The organism is Bordetella bronchiseptica, from assembly GCF_900636925.1.
Taxonomy (GTDB): domain Bacteria; phylum Pseudomonadota; class Gammaproteobacteria; order Burkholderiales; family Burkholderiaceae_B; genus Bordetella; species Bordetella pertussis.
Genome location: NZ_LR134326.1, coordinates 62,048 through 80,909, shown reverse-complemented (window position 1 = coordinate 80,909; position 18,862 = coordinate 62,048). Strand labels below are relative to the sequence as shown.

The 18,862-nt window shown below is 67.7% G+C and carries 18 protein-coding genes; 13 read left to right on the top strand and 5 right to left on the bottom strand.

The window, feature by feature from the left end:
• Nucleotides 1-12 precede the first annotated feature (12 nt).
• Nucleotides 13-315: a (2Fe-2S)-binding protein gene (locus EL288_RS00345; protein ID WP_003815905.1), complete on the bottom strand. Its 303-nt coding sequence runs from the start codon at nucleotides 313-315 to the stop codon at nucleotides 13-15.
• Between the two features lie 92 nt (nucleotides 316-407).
• A complete protein-coding gene (gene rpoN, locus EL288_RS00340; RefSeq protein WP_439329922.1) occupies nucleotides 408-1,829 on the bottom strand; it encodes an RNA polymerase factor sigma-54 in 1,422 nt (473 codons plus the stop codon).
• A 16-nt stretch (nucleotides 1,830-1,845) separates the two neighbouring features.
• Here rpoN and EL288_RS00335 point away from each other — a divergent pair, with 16 nt between their 5' ends.
• The gene (locus EL288_RS00335) at nucleotides 1,846-2,493 is read left to right on the top strand and encodes a hypothetical protein (protein WP_003815907.1); all 648 of its coding nucleotides are present in this window, start codon (nucleotides 1,846-1,848) and stop codon (nucleotides 2,491-2,493) included.
• Nucleotides 2,494-2,919: 426 nt separating this feature from the next.
• Nucleotides 2,920-4,626 carry a 2-isopropylmalate synthase gene (leuA, locus tag EL288_RS00330; protein ID WP_003815908.1) on the top strand — a complete coding sequence of 569 codons (1,707 nt, stop codon included), beginning with the start codon at nucleotides 2,920-2,922 and terminating at the stop codon, nucleotides 4,624-4,626.
• Nucleotides 4,627-4,766: 140 nt separating this feature from the next.
• Here leuA and EL288_RS00325 read toward each other — a convergent pair whose 3' ends face one another.
• Nucleotides 4,767-6,050, bottom strand: coding sequence for an amidase (locus EL288_RS00325; protein ID WP_080707662.1), 1,284 nt, complete (start codon nucleotides 6,048-6,050; stop codon nucleotides 4,767-4,769).
• A 267-nt stretch (nucleotides 6,051-6,317) separates the two neighbouring features.
• On the opposite strand from EL288_RS00325, the gene EL288_RS00320 reads away from it, so the two are divergent.
• The 10 genes from EL288_RS00320 (at nucleotide 6,318) to EL288_RS00275 (ending at nucleotide 16,012) form a co-directional block, all read left to right on the top strand.
• Nucleotides 6,318-7,355, top strand: coding sequence for a substrate-binding domain-containing protein (locus tag EL288_RS00320; protein WP_003815913.1), 1,038 nt, complete (start codon nucleotides 6,318-6,320; stop codon nucleotides 7,353-7,355).
• On the top strand, nucleotides 7,352-8,362 hold the full coding sequence (locus EL288_RS00315; RefSeq protein ID WP_003815914.1) for an ABC transporter substrate-binding protein: 1,011 nt from the start codon (nucleotides 7,352-7,354) through the stop codon (nucleotides 8,360-8,362). The genes EL288_RS00320 and EL288_RS00315 overlap by 4 nt, the downstream gene beginning before the upstream one ends.
• Before the next feature lies 1 nt (nucleotide 8,363).
• The gene (locus tag EL288_RS00310; protein WP_003815917.1) at nucleotides 8,364-9,179 is read left to right on the top strand and encodes an ABC transporter permease; all 816 of its coding nucleotides are present in this window, start codon (nucleotides 8,364-8,366) and stop codon (nucleotides 9,177-9,179) included.
• Nucleotides 9,180-9,190: 11 nt separating this feature from the next.
• Entirely contained in the window at nucleotides 9,191-10,024 is an 834-nt protein-coding gene (locus EL288_RS00305) for an ABC transporter permease (RefSeq protein WP_003815918.1), read from the top strand.
• Nucleotides 10,021-11,004: an ABC transporter ATP-binding protein gene (locus EL288_RS00300; RefSeq protein WP_003815920.1), complete on the top strand. Its 984-nt coding sequence runs from the start codon at nucleotides 10,021-10,023 to the stop codon at nucleotides 11,002-11,004. Before EL288_RS00305 ends, EL288_RS00300 begins: the two co-directional genes overlap by 4 nt.
• Before the next feature lie 22 nt (nucleotides 11,005-11,026).
• Nucleotides 11,027-11,848 (top strand): phosphodiesterase, encoded by an 822-nt coding sequence (locus EL288_RS00295; protein ID WP_003815921.1) that lies wholly within the window; start codon nucleotides 11,027-11,029, stop codon nucleotides 11,846-11,848.
• Nucleotides 11,849-11,953: 105 nt separating this feature from the next.
• Nucleotides 11,954-12,994: an ABC transporter ATP-binding protein gene (locus EL288_RS00290; RefSeq protein ID WP_010929634.1), complete on the top strand. Its 1,041-nt coding sequence runs from the start codon at nucleotides 11,954-11,956 to the stop codon at nucleotides 12,992-12,994.
• 42 nt (nucleotides 12,995-13,036) lie between these two features.
• Nucleotides 13,037-14,329 carry an ABC transporter substrate-binding protein gene (locus EL288_RS00285; RefSeq protein ID WP_003815926.1) on the top strand — a complete coding sequence of 431 codons (1,293 nt, stop codon included), beginning with the start codon at nucleotides 13,037-13,039 and terminating at the stop codon, nucleotides 14,327-14,329.
• Between the two features lie 10 nt (nucleotides 14,330-14,339).
• On the top strand, nucleotides 14,340-15,215 hold the full coding sequence (locus EL288_RS00280; protein WP_003815927.1) for a carbohydrate ABC transporter permease: 876 nt from the start codon (nucleotides 14,340-14,342) through the stop codon (nucleotides 15,213-15,215).
• Complete coding sequence (locus tag EL288_RS00275; RefSeq protein ID WP_003815929.1) at nucleotides 15,212-16,012, top strand: carbohydrate ABC transporter permease; 801 nt, start codon at nucleotides 15,212-15,214, stop codon at nucleotides 16,010-16,012. The genes EL288_RS00280 and EL288_RS00275 overlap by 4 nt, the downstream gene beginning before the upstream one ends.
• Nucleotides 16,013-16,129: 117 nt before the next feature.
• Here EL288_RS00275 and EL288_RS00270 read toward each other — a convergent pair whose 3' ends face one another.
• Both EL288_RS00270 and EL288_RS00265 read right to left on the bottom strand, forming a co-directional pair.
• Entirely contained in the window at nucleotides 16,130-16,447 is a 318-nt protein-coding gene (locus tag EL288_RS00270; protein ID WP_003815930.1) for a hypothetical protein, read from the bottom strand.
• A gap of 90 nt (nucleotides 16,448-16,537) precedes the next feature.
• A complete protein-coding gene (locus EL288_RS00265) occupies nucleotides 16,538-16,885 on the bottom strand; it encodes a DUF1840 domain-containing protein (protein WP_003815933.1) in 348 nt (115 codons plus the stop codon).
• 287 nt (nucleotides 16,886-17,172) lie between these two features.
• Here EL288_RS00265 and argS point away from each other — a divergent pair, with 287 nt between their 5' ends.
• Nucleotides 17,173-18,858, top strand: a complete 1,686-nt coding sequence (argS, locus tag EL288_RS00260) for an arginine--tRNA ligase (protein ID WP_003815935.1) — start codon at nucleotides 17,173-17,175, stop codon at nucleotides 18,856-18,858.
• Nucleotides 18,859-18,862 lie beyond the last annotated feature (4 nt).

Below are 18,862 nucleotides of genomic sequence, written 5' to 3'. Positions count from 1 at the left end.
GCGCCGCGTCGCTCAGGCGACGGCGACGAGGGGAATCGGAAAGCCGTTGGCCGCCGGTTGGGGCGTGCCTACGGGCTCGAGCGCCGCGGGCGGGTTGACCGGAACGGCGACCGACCGCACTTCGCACACGCTCGAGGCCCGCCCGCCGGGCAGGTACTCGGTGGCGGTTGCCGCGCAGCAGCCGCAGCACGTGGCCACGCCCAGTTCGAACTGGAGATCGCCCAGCGTAGCCGCGCCCGCGTCCACGCAGGCGCGGACTTGGCGTTCGGTAACGGCATTACATATGCAAATGTACATGAGAACAATTATCGGCAATTATTCTGTCACGCGCAAGCTGCTCCGAGCGGCAAATTTGCAACGAATCCCGCAGCTAACTACCTGAAATCAGGGACAAATTAGGAGGCGTCCTAACGACCCGCGGCGTGGGCCTTGCGCAGCGTCGCTGGCGCAATCCGCAGCGCCTCGCGGTACTTGGCCACCGTGCGGCGGGCAATGACGATGCCCTGGTCGGCCAGGCGCTGCATGATCTGGCTGTCCGACAAGGGCTTGGCGCGATCCTCGTCGGCCACCATCTGGCGGATCACCGCCTGCACCGCGGTGGCCGAGGTGGCGTCTCCGCCATCGGTGGACACGCCCGCGCCAAAGAAGCGCTTGAGCTCCAGCGTACCGAACGGTGTGAGCATGTACTTCTGCGTCGTCGCGCGCGAAATGGTCGATTCGTGCAGATCCAGTTCGCCGGCGATGTCCTTGAGGATCAGCGGCCGCATGGCCGCCGGCCCCTGGGTGAAGAACGCCTGCTGATGCGCCACGATCGCCTGCGCCACGCGCAGGATGGTGTCGAAGCGCTGCTCCACGTTGCGTATCATCCAGCGCGCCTGTTGCAGCTGCGCCTGCAGGCCGGCGTTGCCGCCCTGGCGCTGGCCGCCCAGCACTTGCGCATAGACGGCATTGACATGCAGCCGCGGCACGACGGCGCTGTTGAGCACCGCCTGCCAGCCCTGGCGGGTACGGCGCACGATCACGTCGGGAATGGCGTAATCGGCCGCCGGCACCGTCCAGGCGCGGCCCGGCCGCGGTTCCAGGCGCAGGATCAGCGCATGCGCGGCGCGCACGACCGCCTCGTCGCATTGCACGGCCTCGCGCACACGGGCCACGTTGCCGGTGGCCAGCAAGGGCAGATGCTGCGCGCAGATGCGCCGCGCACAGGCCAGCACCTCGGCATCGGCCGCCTCGGGCAGGCGCGCCGGATCGGGCTGGCGCAACTGCAGCTGCAGGCATTCGGCCATGTCGCGCGCGCCGATGCCTGCCGGATCGAACGACTGCAGCAATGCCAGCGCCGCGCGCAGCTCGTCCAGGTCGGCCTGCGCCTCGGCCGGCAGCCAGGTCAGGATCTCTTCCAGGGGCGAATCCAGGTAGCCGTTCTCGTCCAGTTCGTCGATCAGCAGACCGCACAGCGCCGCATCGCGCGGCGCGGCGCGCGTCAGCGCCAGCTGCCCCAGCAGGTGTTCGCGCAGGGTATCCGGGCGCGCCGCCTGCGGCAGGTCGCTGTCGTCGTCGGGAAGAACGCCGCCCGAACCGGGCATCTCGTCCAGGCGCAGTTCGGTATCCGGCGCCTCGTCGGCCTCGACCGAGGCCTCGCGCTCGGGGTCGGCCTGCTCCTCGCGCGCCGGATCTTCGTCGCGTTCCAGCAACGGATTCTCGGCCAGCGCCTGCGACAGTTCGGCCTCCAGCTCCAGCGACGACAGCTGCAACAGCCGGATCGACTGTTGCAGTTGAGGGGTCAACGTCAAATGTTGACCAGGACGAAGTTCTAGCGCGGGACGAGTCATAGGTACAATATTTTGCATGATGAATCCCACTTCGCCCGAACGCATCCGCCAGGACGGCCGCCTGATCGGCCAGGCCTTGTTGAAACTGGCGCTCCCCCGCCTGATATTCCGGGTCGTGGTGGTCGCCATCGCCGCCGTCATCTGGCTGCTCGTGGCCGCCTGGCTGCTGGCCTTCGGCAAGTCGCTGTCGTTCGAGGGCATGCATGCCCTGGGCCAGCAAACCGTCGACATGCTGACCCGCGTCAACCCCTACTTCTGGTGGGGCGTGGTGGCGATCTGGTCGCTGATCGTGTTTTTCTCCATACGCGCCTGGCTGGGATCCAGCATCGCCGCCGGCCGCGCCGCCGTGGTCCCCACCGACGTGCTGTCCGACCTGGCGCCGCGGCTCTCGCCGGAGGTCCTGGACGTGCTGCGCTGGGTGTGGGGCGAGCGCGAAGAACCGCTCACCGTGGGCGATCTGCAACGCGCCCACACCGAACTGCGGCATAACCGCATCGGCAAGATCGCGCTGGTGCGCGAGCAATCCGGCATCCTGGATGCGCCGGCGCACCGGCCGGGCCCCGACGAGCGCCCCGGCGCGGCACGCCATGCCGAGCCGCGGATTACCGAACCGCGCGCGGTCGAGCCCAGGCTCGCCGAGCCGCATATCGGGCCGGCGCGCTGAGCGCCTGGGCGCATCCCGGACCGGCCTGACGGCGCGCCCTGGCGCGCCGTTTACATTTGCGCTGCGCCGGGAAATGTGTTTGACTATAGGTTATGGCCGCCCAACGCACCTTCCTCGCGATTGCCTACGACCGCTCCAATGCGGCCGTGGCCGGCCTGCGTCTCGCGGTGTCCCCCACCGCCCTATCGCTACTACGCCTACCGATCGGTTGCCGGGCCTAGTGCCCCGTGGTAGCTCGGCAGCCGTACGCTCGCCACACGCGTTTTCCCCCGTTTTATTAAACTGAATCCGGCCGATTTACGGCCAAACTGCCCGCGAAACGACCAACGCAATGCAGTGGGCCAGCCCCATGCGCGGCCGTCACCATGGCCGACGCCATTACCGCTGGCTCTACGGGATTCACAAGAAACCGATCGAGGTGTACTGATGATGCTCGCCAACCCCGCCACCAAATACGTACCGTTCCAACCCTTTGCGCGCGACTTCGCCGAGCGCACCTGGCCCAGCCGCCGCATCACCCAGCCGCCCATCTGGATGAGCACCGACTTGCGCGACGGCAACCAGTCGCTGATCGAGCCCATGAGCGTCGAACGCAAGGTGCGTTTTTTCGAGCAGCTGGTGAAGATCGGCTTCAAGGAAATCGAAGTGGGCTTCCCTTCGGCGTCGCAAACCGACTTCGACTTCGTGCGCAAGCTGATCGATGAAAAGCGCATCCCGGACGACGTCACCATCATCGTCCTGACCCAGTCGCGCGAAGATCTCATCAGCCGCACCGTCGAGGCCGCCGCCGGCGCCAGGCAGGCCATGATCCACCTGTACAACGCCTGCGCTCCGGCTTTCCGCAAGATCGTGTTCAACATGAGCCGCGACGAAATCAAGAACATCGCGGTCACCGGCACGCGCATGGTCAAGCAGTACATGGCGAAGTACCCGCAAACGCAATGGCGCTACGAGTACTCGCCCGAAGTCTTCAGCACCACCGAGCCCGAATTCGCGCTCGACGTCTCCAACGCGGTGGCCGACGAATGGGACGCCACGCCCCAGCGCAAGATGGTGCTCAACCTGCCGGCCACCATCGAGGCGACTTCGCCCAACATGTACGCCGACCAGATCGAGTGGATGCACAAGAACCTCGCGCGCCGCGACAGCATCGTGTTGAGCGTGCACCCGCACAATGACCGCGGCACCGCCGTGGCGGCCGCCGAATTCGCCGTGATGGCCGGCGCCGACCGCATCGAGGGCTGCCTGTTCGGCAGCGGCGAGCGCACCGGCAACGTCGACCTGGTCACGCTGGCGCTCAACCTCTATACGCAGGGCGTGCACCCCGGCCTGGACTTCTCCGACATCGACGAAGTGCGCCGCTGCGCCGAGTACTGCAACCAGTTGCCGGTCCATCCGCGCCATCCGTACGCGGGCGACCTGGTCTTCACGGCATTCTCCGGCTCGCACCAGGACGCCATCAAGAAGGGCTTCGCGCAACAGCAGGCCGACGCTCCCTGGGAAGTGCCTTACCTGCCGATCGACCCTGCCGACCTGGGCCGCAGCTATGACGCCGTCATCCGCGTCAACAGCCAATCGGGCAAGGGCGGGGTGTCCTACCTGCTCGAACAGGAGCACGGCCTGGTCTTGCCGCGCCGCCTGCAGATCGAATTCAGCCGCGCCATCCAGCGCGTTACCGACGAAACCGGCCGCGAGGTATCCTCGGACGACGTCTACACGATCTTCGACAGCGAATACCTGGCGCAGCAGCAGCCCTGGCAGCTGGTCCGCCACCGTATCGACGGCGATCCGTCGGCCGGCGAGGGCAAGCACTTCAGCATCGAGGCCGAACTCAGCTTCAACGGCGAGCGCCGCATCGTGAAGGGTAGCGGCGACGGCGCGATCTCGGCCTTCGTGGCGGCGCTGGACGTGCCTGTGCGCATCATGGACTACCACGAGCACGCCATCGGCACCGGCACCGACACCCGCGCCGCCTGCTACGTGGAAGTGCGCGTTGGCGATTCGCCCACCGGCTTCGGCGTAGGCATCGACCGCGACATCGTCACTGCCTCCTTCAAGGCTGTGCTGGGCGCCGTCAACCGCCATCACGTCGCCGCCACGCAAGCCACCGAAACCGAAGCCGTCGCCGCGTAACCCCTCGGGTGCCCGTCCCCGCCGGGACAGGCACTCCTGCCGCATGGCGTACAGCAGTGTGCCTGTCCCGGCGGGGACAGGCACCCTTGCCGCAGGAGTCGCTCCCCGTGCGGGGACCGGCACCCTCTACCCCGGCAGCGTCAATCCGCCGCCAGCACGCCATTCATCCAGCGCGCGATCGCCAGCAGGCGCTGGTCGTCGCGAAACCCTCCCACGACCTGCAGCCCCACCGGCAAGCCTTGCGGCCCTTGCGCGAACGGCAGGTGCACGCACGGTACGCCGAACAAGGTCCAGGCCCGGCAGAACAGCGGATCGCCGGTGCCCTGGTCGTAGAACGGCGCCTCGCCGGTAGCGCTGGGCGCCAGCAGCACGTCGTAGCGCTGCAGCCATTCGGCCACTTTCGCGCGCGCCTGCCCCGCCTGCGCCAGGTGGGCCAGGTATTGCTCGGCGGTCAGCGCGGCGCCGGCCTCCAGCATCGCCGCCAGCTTGGTGCTCAGTTGCGATGGGTAGTGGATGCGTTCGAAAGCCAGCGCCTGCGCGGCCTCGTAGGCCATCACATCGCTATGCAGCTGCGCCAGCCCGCAATCCTCGTTGGGCGGCGGCGCCAGCTCCTCCACGACGGCGCCCGCCTGCGAAAGCGCGCGCGCGGCGCGCTCGAACGCTGCACGCGTTTCGGGCAGGGTATGGCGCCATTGCGGGCTGCGGAACATGGCCACGCGCGGGGTGCCGTCATAGCGCAATTCGCGCAGCCGCGCATCGCGCATCAAGACCGAGGCCAGCAAGGCCACGTCGTCGACGCTGCGCGCGAACATGCCGACGGTATCGAGCGTTTCGGCCAGCGATTTCAGGCCGGCGCGCGAAATGCGTCCGAAACTGGGCTTGTAGCCCACCACGCCGCAGTACGCGGCCGGCCGTATCACCGAGCCGGCAGTTTGCGTGCCCAGCGCCAGCGGCACCATGTCGTCGGCCACGGCCGCGGCCGACCCGCTGGACGAGCCGCCCGGCGTATAGGCCGTGTTGCGCGGATTGCGCGTGGGGCCGGGGTGGTAGGTGGCGAACTCGGTGGTGGCGGTCTTGCCCAGCACCAACGCGCCCGCGTCGCGGCACAGCGCGACCGCGGCGGCGTCGGCGCGCGGCTGATGCGATTGGTAGATGCCGGACCCATAGGCGGTGGGCAGATCGGCTGTGTCGAACATATCCTTCACGCCCAGCGGCAGGCCGTGCAGCACGCCGCGTATCGGGCCACGGTCGAGTTCGCGCGCGGCGGCCAGCACGGCGTCCGGACGCAGCGCGGTCCAGGCCTGGACATCCGGCTCGCGCTGCTCGATGCGAGCCAGACAGGCCCGCGCCAATTGCTCGGCCGTCAGGTCGCGCCGATTCAGCAGGCGCGCGGCCTCGGACGCGCTGATGCGATTCAGGTTCATCGCTTTCCCCATTCCCCAATGATGTCTTTATGCACGACTCGGATTGCAATATGCGCGGCGCCGCAATATTTGTTTTCGGAACGCGCGCGCCGCGCTTCGAGTGTAGAAGCAACCCGGCGCATGGCGCAAAACTTGCGGCACTGCACGATGCAATGTCGTTGGCGCTTTGGGAAATTTCGACTAAGGTGGCGCCGTGACACATCGTTGTCATGCTGCATGCCTAGAATGAAATCGTTTTCATCGTGACAATTCCTCGCGAGGCACGCTGTGAGCCGCAAGCCGCCAGGCCGACCATCCATCATCGAGATCGCCCGCAAGGCGGGCGTATCTCCCGCCACGGTATCGCGCGCCTTCAACCAGCCCGCGCTGCTCAAGCCCGATACGCTCGCGCATATCGAAGCGGTCGCGCAACGCAGCGGCTTTCGGCCCAACCGCGTGGGCCGCAGCCTGCGCGCCGGCCGCTCGCGCACCATCGGCCTGCTGCTGCCCACGCTGACCAACCCGGTATTCGCCGATTGCTTCGAGGGCGCCGAACAGTATGCACGCCGCGCCGGCTACAGCGTCATGATGGCGACGACCAACTACCAGCCCGCGATCGAGGCCGACGCCGTGCAGGCGCTGATCGACCACCAGATCGACGGCCTGATCCTGACCGTCGGCAACCCTGCCCGCAATGCCACGCTGCAAGCCCTCGAACAGGCGCAGGTGCCGCATGTGCTGGCCTATAACGAATCGGGGTCGCACCCTTTTGTGTCGGTCGACAACCGCGCCGCCGCGCGCGACATGGTGCAACGCCTGGCCGATCTGGGACACCGCCGCATCGCGCTGGTGACCGGGCCGCTGGCCGCCTCGGACCGGGCGCGGCGCCGCCTCGAAGGCGCGCGCGCCGCGGCCCGCACGCTGGGGCTGGAACCTGTGGCGCACCTGGCCATGCCCACGCACACCGCCTCGAACCTGTCCACCCTGCAGCAGGCCGTGCAGGCCGCCCATGCCCCTACCGCGCTGTTCTGCTCCAACGATCTGCTGGCCACGGCCGTCATCGCGCATCTGGTCGAACTGGGCCTGCGCGTGCCGCGCGACATCTCGGTGTGCGGCTTCGACGGCGTGGCGATCGGCGCATTGATGGTGCCCACGCTGTGCACCGTCGCGCAACCGAGCCGCGACATCGGCGCGGCCGCGTGCGCCCGCCTGCTGGCCCACATGGAACAGGGCGTGCCGATCGAATCGGCGCGCCTGCCCTATCGCATCTTCCCTGGCGGCACCGTCGCCGCCGCCCCACGCCCCGAAGAGGAACCCTCACCATGAAACGCATCATCCAGGCCGCGTTGCGCGGCACGCTGCTGGCGTTGGCGATCGGCGCCGGCGCCGCCCAGGCGCAGAACGCCATCTGCTACAACTGTCCGCCCGAATGGGCCGACTGGGCCACCCAGCTCAAGGCCATCAAGGAGGCCACCGGCATTACGGTGCCCGGCGACAACAAGAACTCGGGGCAGGCATTGGCGTCGATCGCCGCCGAAAAGGCCAACCCGGTGGCCGACGTGGTGTACTACGGCGTCACGTTCGGCATCCAGGCCGACAAGGACGGGCTGGTGCAAAGCTACAAGCCGGCGCATTGGGACGCAATCCCCGACGGCATGAAGGATCCCGACGGCAAATGGTTCGCCATCCACTCCGGCACGCTGGGCTTCATGGTCAATGTCGACGCCTTGCGCGGCAAGCCGGTGCCCAAGTCGTGGGCCGACCTGCAAAAGCCCGAGTACCGCGGCATGGTGGGCTACCTGGATCCGGCCTCGGCCTTCGTCGGCTATGTCGGCGCCGTGGCGCTGAACCGCGCGCTGGGCGGCACGCTGGACAACTTCGATCCCGCCATCGACTGGTTCAAGAAGATGCGCGCCAACCGGCCCATCGTGCCCAAGCAGACCGCCTATGCGCGCGTGCTGTCGGGCGAAATCCCGATCCTGATCGACTATGACTTCAACGCCTATCGCGCCAAGTACAAGGACGAGGCCAACGTCGACTTCGTCATCCCGGCCGAAGGAACCATCGCCGTCCCGTACGTGATGAGCCTGGTGGCCAACGCGCCGCATGCGGACAACGGCCGCAAGGTGCTGGATTTCACGCTGTCCGAACGCGGACAGGCCATCTGGGCCAATGCCTTCCTGCGCCCGGTCCGTGCCGAGGCGATCTCGGCCGAGGCGCAGAAGAAGTTCCTGCCCGCCAGCGAATACGCGCGCGCCGGTACGGTGGACTACGTGAAGATGTCGGCGGCCCAGCGCGGCTTCTCCGAACGCTACGCCAAAGAGGTGAATTGATATGCAGCGCCGCGGATGGCTGTTGTTCGCTGCGCCGGCCGCGGCGCTGTTCCTGGCCTTCTGGCTGCTGCCCATGGCCAGCCTGGCGCTGACCGGCGCCACCGTCGAGGAAGGCCACTCGGCGTATTACATCGTGGTCACCAGCCCGCAGTACTGGCGCAGCCTGTTCAATACCGTGGCGCTGTCGCTGGTCGCCACGCTGGCCACGCTGTTGCTGTCGCTGCCGATCGGCCGCTTCCTGGCCTGGCACCGCGAGTTCCCCGGACGCCGCGCGCTGGTCGCGCTGCTGATGTTCCCGCTGGCGTTTCCCGGCGTGGTGGTGGGTTTCCTGATCATCCTGCTGGCCGGCCGCCAGGGCGTCATCGGCTCGCTGACCGAATGGATGACCGGCGAGCCCATGGTGTTCGCCTACGGCATGGGCGGGCTGTTCCTGGGCTACCTGTATTTTTCGCTGCCGCGCACCATCGGCATGATTTCCGCGGCGGCGCAGCAGATCGACGTCAGCCTGCTGGAGGCGGCCCGCACGCTGGGCGCGCGGCCGTGGCGCCGCTTCGTCGATATCGAGCTGCCCGCGCTCACGCCCGCGCTGCTGGGCGCCGGCGCCATGAGCTTCGCCACCAGCATGGGGGCCTTCGGCACGGCGTTCACGCTGGCCACGCAGATCGACGTGCTGCCTTTGACGATCTATAACGAATTCACCAACTACGCCAATATTCCGGTGGCGGCGGCGCTGTCCATCGTGCTGGGCCTGGCAACCTGGGCGGTGCTGTATGCCGCACACAGCCTGGCCGGCGCGCGCGCCGGCGCGGGCGCTTGAGGGAGGCCGGCATGTCCGCGATGTATTCCAAGACCGACGCCCGCCTGGGCCTGACCGTCACGCTGGCGGTGGCCGCGTTCCTGATCGGCCCGGTGGTGCTGTCCGTGCTGGCCGGCCTGACGCGCAACTACTTCGTGGGCCTGGAAAGCGGCCTGACCCTGCGCTGGGTGATCGAAGTCTGGGATCTGTACGCCGATACGATCTGGCGCTCGTTCGCCGTGGCGCTGCTGACCCTGTTGGTCTGTACGCTGACCGGGGTGCCGGCGGCCTGGGTCCTGACGCTGCACCACGGCCGGATGGCGCGCGCGCTCGAGGAACTGCTGACCCTGCCGGTGGCCGTGCCGGGGCTGGCCTCGGCGCTGGCGCTGATCGTGTCCTGGGGCACGGTCAGCGGCCTGCGCGGCAGCATCTGGTTCATCGTGATCGGCCACGTGCTTTTCACGCTGCCCTTCATGGTGCGGGCCACCCGCGCCAGCATGGCCGGCGCCGATCTCGCCACGCTGGACGAGGCAGCCGCCACGCTCGGCGCGTCGCGGCTGCGCCGCTTCCTGACCGTGGTCGTGCCCAACGCGGCGCCAGGTATCGTGACCGGCGCGCTGACCGTGCTGACGCTGTCGATCGGCGAATTCAATCTCACCTGGCTGTTGCACACGCCGTTGACCAAGACGCTGCCGGTCGGCCTGGCCGACAGCTATGCGTCCATGCGGCTGGAGATCGCCTCGGCTTATACCCTGGTGTTCCTGCTGATGCTGATGCCGCTGCTGGTCGGCCTGCAATGGCTGGCCGCCCGCGGCGAACGCAATGCCGCCAATGCTCCCATTACCAACGAGAAGACCGCAACATGAGCGCCTCTGTATCGATCACGCTGGAAAACTGCGCCAAGACCTGGCCGGACGGCTCGCGCGCGCTGCAGGCGCTGGACCTGCACATTCCGGGCGGCGAGATTCTCGCACTGCTGGGGCCCTCGGGCTGTGGCAAGACCACGCTGCTGCGGCTGATCTGCGGCCTGGAGCAGCCCGACGCCGGCACCCGCATCCTCTATGGCGACGAAGACGTCACCGCGCTCGCCCCGGAAGCGCGGGGAGTTGGCGTGGTGTTCCAGAGCTATGCGCTGTTTCCCAACATGACGGTGGCCGACAACGTCGGCTATGGCCTGCGCGTACGCGGCATGGCCGAGGCGGCGCGCACGGCGCGCGTGCGGCAGATGCTGGAACTGGTACAGCTGCAGGCCCTGGCCGGACGCCGCATCTCGCAGCTTTCCGGCGGCCAGCGCCAGCGCGTGGCGCTGGCGCGCGCGCTGGCCATCGAGCCGCGCGTGCTGCTGCTGGACGAACCCCTGACCGCGCTGGACGCCAAGCTGCGCGAGCACCTGCGCGTCGAACTGGCGCAGATGCTGCGCGGCCTGGACATCACCACCATCATCGTCACGCATGACCAGGACGAGGCCATGATGCTGGGCGATCGCATCGCGGTCATGTCGGCGGGCCGGCTGGAACAGATCGGCCATGCCGAAACGCTGTACCGCGAGCCCGCCACCGACTTCGTCGGCGAGTTCCTGGGCACGCTGTGCCGCGTCCGCGCGGCCACGCGCGACGGCCTGCTGGTTGCCGGCGACGAACCGCTGGCATTCCGCCCGCATCACGCCCGCCTGCAGGCGCCGTGCGACGGAGCGCTGCACGCTCGCGTGCTGGCCCGCTTCTTCCTGGGCGGCTCGGTACGCTACGAAATCGGCCTCGACGACGGCCAGCAGTTCGCCGCCATCGCGGCGCCCGACAGCACCTATCAGACCGGCCAGTCCGTCAGCGTGGTGCTGGCGGCCCATTGAATTTCCTGGAACATCGAACGCCATGCTTATCGCCCAAATCAGCGACCTGCACATCCGCATGCCGGGCCAGAAGGCCTATCGCGTGGTCGAGACCGACCGCTACCTGCCGCCGGCCGTGGCGGCGCTCAACCGCCTGGAGCCGGCGCCGGACCTGGTCATCGTCAGCGGCGACCTGACCGACTTCGGGCGCCCGCAGGAATACGCGCACCTCAAGCAGATGCTCGACGCGCTGCGCGCGCCTTACCATGTACTGCCCGGCAATCATGACGACCGCGTCCAGCTTGCCGCCACCTTCGCCGATCACCCTTACTTGCGCGAGGCCGGCGAGTTCGTGCAATACACCATCGAGGACCAGCCGCTGCGCTTCATCGTGCTCGACACGGTGGTGCCGCAGCAAAGCCACGGCGCATTGTGCGAACGCCGCCTGCAATGGCTGGCGCAACGGCTGGCCGAACAACCCGGCCGTCCGACCGTCATCGTGATGCATCATCCGCCGTTTCGCACCGGCATCGCCCACATGGATGCCATCGGCCTGCTGGCCGGCGCGCCCGAGCTGGAGGCCCTGGTCGCACGCCATTCCAACGTCGAACGCATCATGTGCGGCCATTTGCACCGCACCATTTTCCAGCGTTTCGGCGGCACGATCGCTTCCACCTGCCCCAGCCCGGCCCACCAGGTCGCGCTGGATCTGCGGCCCGACGGCCCGTCGGCGTTCGTCATGGAACCGCCCGGCTTTCACCTGCACGAATGGCGCGATGGCGCGCTCGTGACGCACCATGCCTATATCGAGAGCTATCCGGGGCCGTATCCGTTCCACGAGGGCGGGGAACTGATCGACGAGTGAAACAAGCGCCGCCGCTGACATGGCGGCGTCATGTTTGCACCGCAGAATGAAAAGGATTTCATTTGCGGCCAGAATTGAGCTTCCGCGCAACAAACAAGAAATGGCATGTCTCATCTCGTTCTGGACGACCTTACCAAGCAATACGGCGAAGCCGCGGCGATCTCCGGCGTCAGCTTCACGGCGCCGGCCGGCAGCTTCACGGTTCTGCTCGGTCCCTCGGGATGCGGCAAGTCGACCACGCTGCGCATGATCGCCGGGCTGGATACGCCCACCTCCGGCCGGATCCGCATCGGCGACCGTGACGTCACCGACCTGCCGCCAGCCAAGCGGCGCATCTCGATGGTGTTCCAGTCGTACGCATTGTTCCCGCACCTGAGCGTGCGCGAGAACATCCTGTTCGGCCTGAAGGTGCGCAAGGAGCCCGCGCGCGACTACGAACGGCGGCTTGCGCGCGTGGCCGGGCTGCTGGGCCTGCAAGCCTTGCTGGACCGCAAGCCGGCCCAGTTGTCGGGCGGCCAGCAGCAGCGCGTGGCGCTGGGGCGCGCGGTAATCTCGGAGGCGCCGGTATGCCTGATGGACGAGCCCCTGTCGAACCTGGACGCACAGCTGCGCCATGACATGCGGCGCGAAATCCGCGCGCTGCAGCAGGAGCTTGGCATCACCATGGTCTACGTCACCCACGACCAGACCGAGGCCATGAGCATGGCCGACCAGGTGGTGCTGATGCGCGGCGGGCGCATCGAGCAGCTCGATACGCCGGATGGCCTGTACGCGCGGCCGGCCACCGAATTCGCGGCGCGCTTCATCGGTACGCCCCCCATGAACCTGATCGCCCTGGACACGCACGACGGCCGGCCCGTCGTCGCCGGCACCCAGGGGCCGGCCCTGGCGAACGCGCCGGCCGGCGCCGTCACGCTGGGCCTGCGGCCCGAACACATCCGCATCGATGCCGACGGCATGCCGGCCGTCATCGAAAGCGTGGAATATTTCGGCGCCGATTCGGTGGCGGTATGCCGCCTGGGTTCGTGCGGCGGCGTGGCGGTGCGGGTCAATGGCCACCTGCGCAGCGCGCCGGGCACGGCGGTCGGCCTGGCCTGGCCCGACGAACGACAGCATTTCTTCGCCGCCGACGCGGCGGTTCTGTGAACCACCGGACGCACAGCGCGCCGATTTTTTAGGAAAGCCCCCATGCGACGCATTGTTCTCAAAACCCTCGCCGCCGGCCTGGCCGGTGCCTTCCTGGCGCTGCCGGCGCAGGCGCAACAGCCCGTCGAAGTCGAGTTCTACTATCCGGTGGCCGTGGGCGGCCCCATCACCAAGATCGTCGACGACATGGTGGCGGATTTCCACAAGGAAAATCCCGATATCCGCATCAAGCCGATCTACGCCGGCACCTACCAGGATTCGATCGCCAAGGCGTTGACCGCGTTGAAGGGCGGCACGCCGCCGCAGCTGGCCGTGCTGCTGTCGACCGACATGTTCACGCTGATCGACGAAGACGCCATCGTGCCCGTCGACGGCCTGGCCAAGAGCGATGCCGACAAGAAATGGCTGGGCGGCTTCTACGACGCCTTCATGCAGAACAGCCGCACCGGCGGCCACGTGTGGGGCGTGCCGTTCCAGCGCTCGACCATCGTCATGTACTACAACAAGGACCTGTTCAAGGAGGCCGGCCTGGATCCCGAGCGCGCGCCGGCCACCTGGGACGAACTGGTCGAGTACGGCAAGAAGCTGACCAAGAAGGACGCCAACGGCAACGTCTCGCAGTGGGGCATCAAGATCCCGTCGGGCGGCGCCTTCGCCTATTGGCTGTTCCAGGCGCTGACCACGCCCAACGACGCCATCCTCATGAACGAGGAAGGCAGCCAGGTGTACCTGGACAAGCCGGCCGTGGTCGAGGCGGCGCAGTTCTGGCAGGATCTGTCGGTCAAGCACGGCGTCATGCCCAAGGGCACCATCGACTGGGGCACCACGCCCAAGGACTTCCTCGAGAAGAAAGCCGCCATCGTCTGGACCACCACGGGCAATCTCACCAACATCCGCAAGAACGCCGACTTCCCGTTCGGCGTGGCGATGATGCCCAAGAAAAAACGCGGCGGCAGCCCCACCGGCGGCGGCAACTTCTACATCTTCAAGAGCGGCACGCCGGCGCAGCAGCAGGCCGCGCTGAAGTTCGCCCAATGGGCCACCACGCCCGAGCGCGCCGCCGACTGGAGCATCGCCACCGGTTACGTGGCGGTGACGCCCGCCGCCTGGCAGACCGAGCGCATGAAGAAGTACGCCCAGGAAGTGCCGGCAGCCACGGTGGCGCGCGACCAACTGGAGGTCAGCGTGGCCGAGTTCTCCACCCACGAGAACCAGCGCGTGACCAAGGTGCTCAACGATGCGCTGCAGGCCGCGCTGACCGGCTCCAAGACGCCGCAGCAGGCCCTGACGGACGCGCAGCGCGAAGCCGATCGCGTGCTGCGCTCGTACAAGTGATGCGCAGCGCATGAGCCGCACGACGCAAGCGGTGTACGGCTGGCTGCTGTTGCTGCCAGCCGTCGTCCTGCTGGCCGCCTTCACCCACTACCCGGCGCTGGCCACGCTGTGGCACAGCTTCTTCTCCACTCCCAAGGGCAGCCGGCCGGCGCGCTTCGTGGGGCTGGAGAACTACGCGCTGCTGCGCGACGACCCGGTCTTCTGGCAGTCGCTGTGGAACAACCTGTGGTTCGCGCTGGGTACGATCCCGACCTCGATCGCCATCGCGCTGGCCATGGCGCTGTGGGTCAACGGCAAGCTGCACGGTCGCGGCTTCCTGCGCATGGCGTACTTCACCCCCACCGTGCTGCCCATGGTGGCGGTGGCCAATATCTGGCTGTTCTTCTACACGCCGCAGTACGGACTGATTGCGCAAGTCATGCAGTGGTTCGGCCTGGCCGGCCCCAACTGGCTGGGCAGCCGCGACACCGCCTTGCCGGCGTTGATGATGGTGACCGTGTGGAAGGAGTCGGGCTTTTTCATGATCTTCTACCTGGCCGCCCTGCAGACGGTGTCGCCCTCGCTGCGCGAGGCCGCCATGCTCGAAGGCGCCTCGCGCTGGCAGTATTTCCGGCGCGTGCTGTGGCCGCTGCTGATGCCCACGACGCTGTTCGTGCTGGTCAACGCCCTGATCAATGCGTTCCGGCTGGTCGACCACGTCGTGGTCATGACACGCGGCGGCCCCGATAATGCCAGCACGCTGCTGCTGTTCTACATCTATCAGGTCGGTTTCAGCTTCTGGGACACCGCCTACGCGGCCACGCTGACCGTGGTGCTGCTTGCCGTGCTGGCGGCCACCGCGCTCATCAAGTTCCGCTGGCTGGACCGCAGGACACACTATCAATGAACCGCACGCTGGATACGCTCGGGGCCTGGCTGCTGGGCCTGCTGTGGATACTGCCGCTGGCCTACGCGGCCTGGGCGGCGTTTCATCCGCCGGCCTACGCCACGCGCTTCGACCTGCTGGCCCCGCTGACGCTGGAGAACTTCGCGCGCGCCTGGAACGCCGCGCCGTTTCCGCGCTATTTTCTCAACACCTTCCTGCTGGTCACCATGGTGCTGGCCGCGCAGCTGGTGCTGTCCACGTTGGCGGGCTACGCCTTCGCGCGCTTCGAGTTCCGCGGCCGCGACTTCGTGTTCATGCTGGTGCTGCTGCAGCTGATGGTGATGCCGGACGTGCTGCTGGTGGAGAACTACCGCTCGATGAGCCTGCTGGGGGTGCGCGATACGGTGTTCGCGGTCGGCTTGCCGTACTTCGCCTCGGCCTTCGGCATCTTCCTGCTGCGCCAGACCTTCAAGACCGTGCCGCGCGAACTGGAGGAAGCGGCGCGGGTCGAGGGCGCCAGCCCCTGGCAAGTGCTCATGAAAGTCTATGTGCCGCTGGCGCGTCCCATCTACGTGGCCTACGGCCTGGTATCGGTCAGCCACCACTGGAACAACTTCCTGTGGCCGCTGATCATCACCAACTCGGTCGAATCGCGCCCGCTCACCGTCGGCCTGCAGGTGTTCTCGTCGACCGACCAGGGCATCGACTGGTCGGTCATCACCGCCGCCACGCTGCTGTCGGCCGCGCCGCTGCTGGTCGGCTTCCTGCTGTTCCAGCGCCAGTTCGTGCAATCGTTCATGCGCGCGGGGATACGCTGAAGGAGGACGGGTGCCTGTCCCCGGATGGAGCATGGGTGCCTGTCCCCGGAAGGGGGACAGGCACTCATGCAATCCGCGGGAGCCAGTCCCCCTGCGGGGACAGGCTCCCGGGTATGGTTAATGGCCTACCATCAGCCCGGGCAGATCCACCACGATGCGGGCCTTGCCCAGGGCCAGCGCGGCCTGTTCGGCGAACTCGCGGCTTTCCTTGGCGTCGCCCGACAGGGTGTCGTAGCCCAGCGCATCGGCCACGCCCAGGATCTTGTCCAGCAACAGCACCTTGCCGCTGGGGCGCAGCGGCTCGCAGCCGAGCATTTCCCAGGCGCTGTCGAACCAGTCGCGCGCGGCGGCGGCCGCCTGCACCGAGGGTTCGACGTCGACGCTCAGGTCGACGGTGCGGCGGGCATCGAAAACAACGGTCACTTCGCTGCGCATCGACGGATCTCCTGGTGGTGGCGCGGGGGCATCCCTGCGCACAGTATGCGCAAGAACCCGCGCGGAAAATGTCAGGCTTGCGACATTGCGCTACCAGCCGCGCGAGACTTCCCAGGTCAGGTCGGCCCCGGCCGCGGCAGTCTTCCTCATCATGTCCAGCAGCGGAAAGGCGCGCTGGTGCAGGCCCACGGCGAGCTCGATCGGATGCACCGGCTCCTTGTCGGGATGAGGCTCGTCATCGTCGGGCGGGCTGCGATCGGCGGCGGCAATGGCGCGCTCCAGCCCGGTGATGGCCGATTGCAGCTGGTCCGCGGTGAACACGCCGCGCTCCGGAATGGCGTCGCGAAAGCTCTTGCCGGCGGCGCGCAGCAGGGGCGCAGCATCGTCGGTGCGCATGAGAACCTCGGCCGCGACCTTGGAATGGAATGTAATGAGCATGTTGCGGACTCCCATACGGATAATTTCATACACTACCGCAAGCTGCGCGGACTGCCAACTGCACGGCCCGACACCCCGATGCGGTCCCGGACGGCCGGATTGCAGCCCAATTCAGCTATGATCTAGGCATCTTCCATGACCGTCATGACTGCCGGTACGTCCCGCGTCGCCGACCGTCCCGCTTGCGCGGACACCTCCGCCAGACGCCAGGGCGGCCGCCCGGCGGGTCCGCCCGCCCCGCGGCGCGCCAGACCTGCCGCCGCCACTTACCATTCTGCCGATTGCCCATGCTCCTCGAGCAACAAAAACAACTGATTTCCCTGATCCAGGCCGCCGTCGCGCAATGCCTGCCCGAGGCGCAAGCCCAAGTCCAGCTCGAGCGCCCCAAGGTCGCGGCGCACGGCGATATCGCCACCAACGTGGCCATGCAGCTGGCCAAGCCGGCGCGCCGCAACCCGCGCGAGCTGGCCCAGGGCATCGTCGATGCGCTGATGGCGCAGCCGCAGGCGCGCGAACTGATCCAGGATGCCGAGATCGCCGGCCCGGGCTTCATCAATTTCCGCCTCACCCCAGCTGCCCGGCAGGCGGTGGTACAGGCAGTGGCCAGCCAGGCCGACGCCTACGGCCGCGCGCCGCGCAATGGCGAGAAAGTACTGGTCGAGTTCGTCTCGGCCAACCCGACCGGCCCGCTGCACGTCGGCCATGCCCGCCAGGCAGCGCTGGGCGATGCCATCTGCCGCCTGTATGACGCCAGCGGCTGGGACGTCACTCGCGAGTTCTACTACAACGATGCCGGCAACCAGATCGACAACCTGGCCATCAGCGTGCAGGCGCGCGGCCGCGGCATCGCGCCGGACGCGCCGGACTACCCCGCCGACGGCTACAAGGGCGACTACATCGTCGAAATCGCGCGCGATTTCGCGGCGCGCAAGTCGGTGCAGGCCTCCGACGGACAGCCGGTCACGGCCACCGGCGATCTCGACAGCCTGGACGATATCCGCGCCTTCGCCGTCGCTTACCTGCGCCGCGAGCAGGACCTGGACCTGCAGGCTTTCGGCCTGGCCTTCGACAACTACTTCCTGGAAAGCAGCCTGTACGCCTCGGGCCGCGTCCAGGAAACGGTCGACACGCTGGTCGCCAAGGGCCACACCTACGAGGAAGGCGGCGCGCTGTGGCTGCGCACCACCGAGCTGGGCACCGGCGACGACAAAGACCGCGTGATGCGCAAGAGCGAGGGCGGCTATACCTACTTCGTGCCCGACGTGGCCTATCACAAGGTCAAGTGGGAGCGCGGCTTTCACCACGCGGTCAATATCCAGGGCAGCGACCACCACGGCACCGTGGCGCGCGTGCGCGCCGGCCTGCAGGGGCTGGAAGCCGGCATCCCCAAGGATTTCCCGGCCTACGTGCTGCACAAGATGGTCAAGGTGATGCGCGGCGGCGAGGAGGTCAAGATTTCCAAGCGCGCCGGCAGCTACGTCACCATGCGCGACCTGATCGACTGGGTCGGCCGCGACGCGGTGCGCTATTTCCTGATCCAGCGCCGCGCCGATACGGAGTTCGTGTTCGACATCGACCTGGCCCTGTCCAAGAGCGACGAGAATCCGGTCTACTACATCCAGTACGCGCACGCCCGCATCTGCACCATGATCGGCAATTCGGGCGCGAGCGCCGCAGAGATCGCGCAGGCCGACACGGCGCTGCTGACCGCGCCGTCCGAATACGCGCTGCTGCAGCGCCTGGCCGAGTTTCCCCAGGTGGTGGCGCTGGCCGCGCAAGAGCTGGCGCCGCACCACGTGGCGTTCTGGCTGCGCGATTGCGCCTCCGACTTCCACGCCTGGTACAACGCCGAACGGGTGCTGGTCGACGAACCAGCCCTGAAGCTGGCGCGCCTGCGGCTGGCCGCGACCACGCGCCAGGTGCTGGCCAACGGCCTGGCCCTGCTGGGCGTCTCGGCCCCGGACCGGATGTAACCCC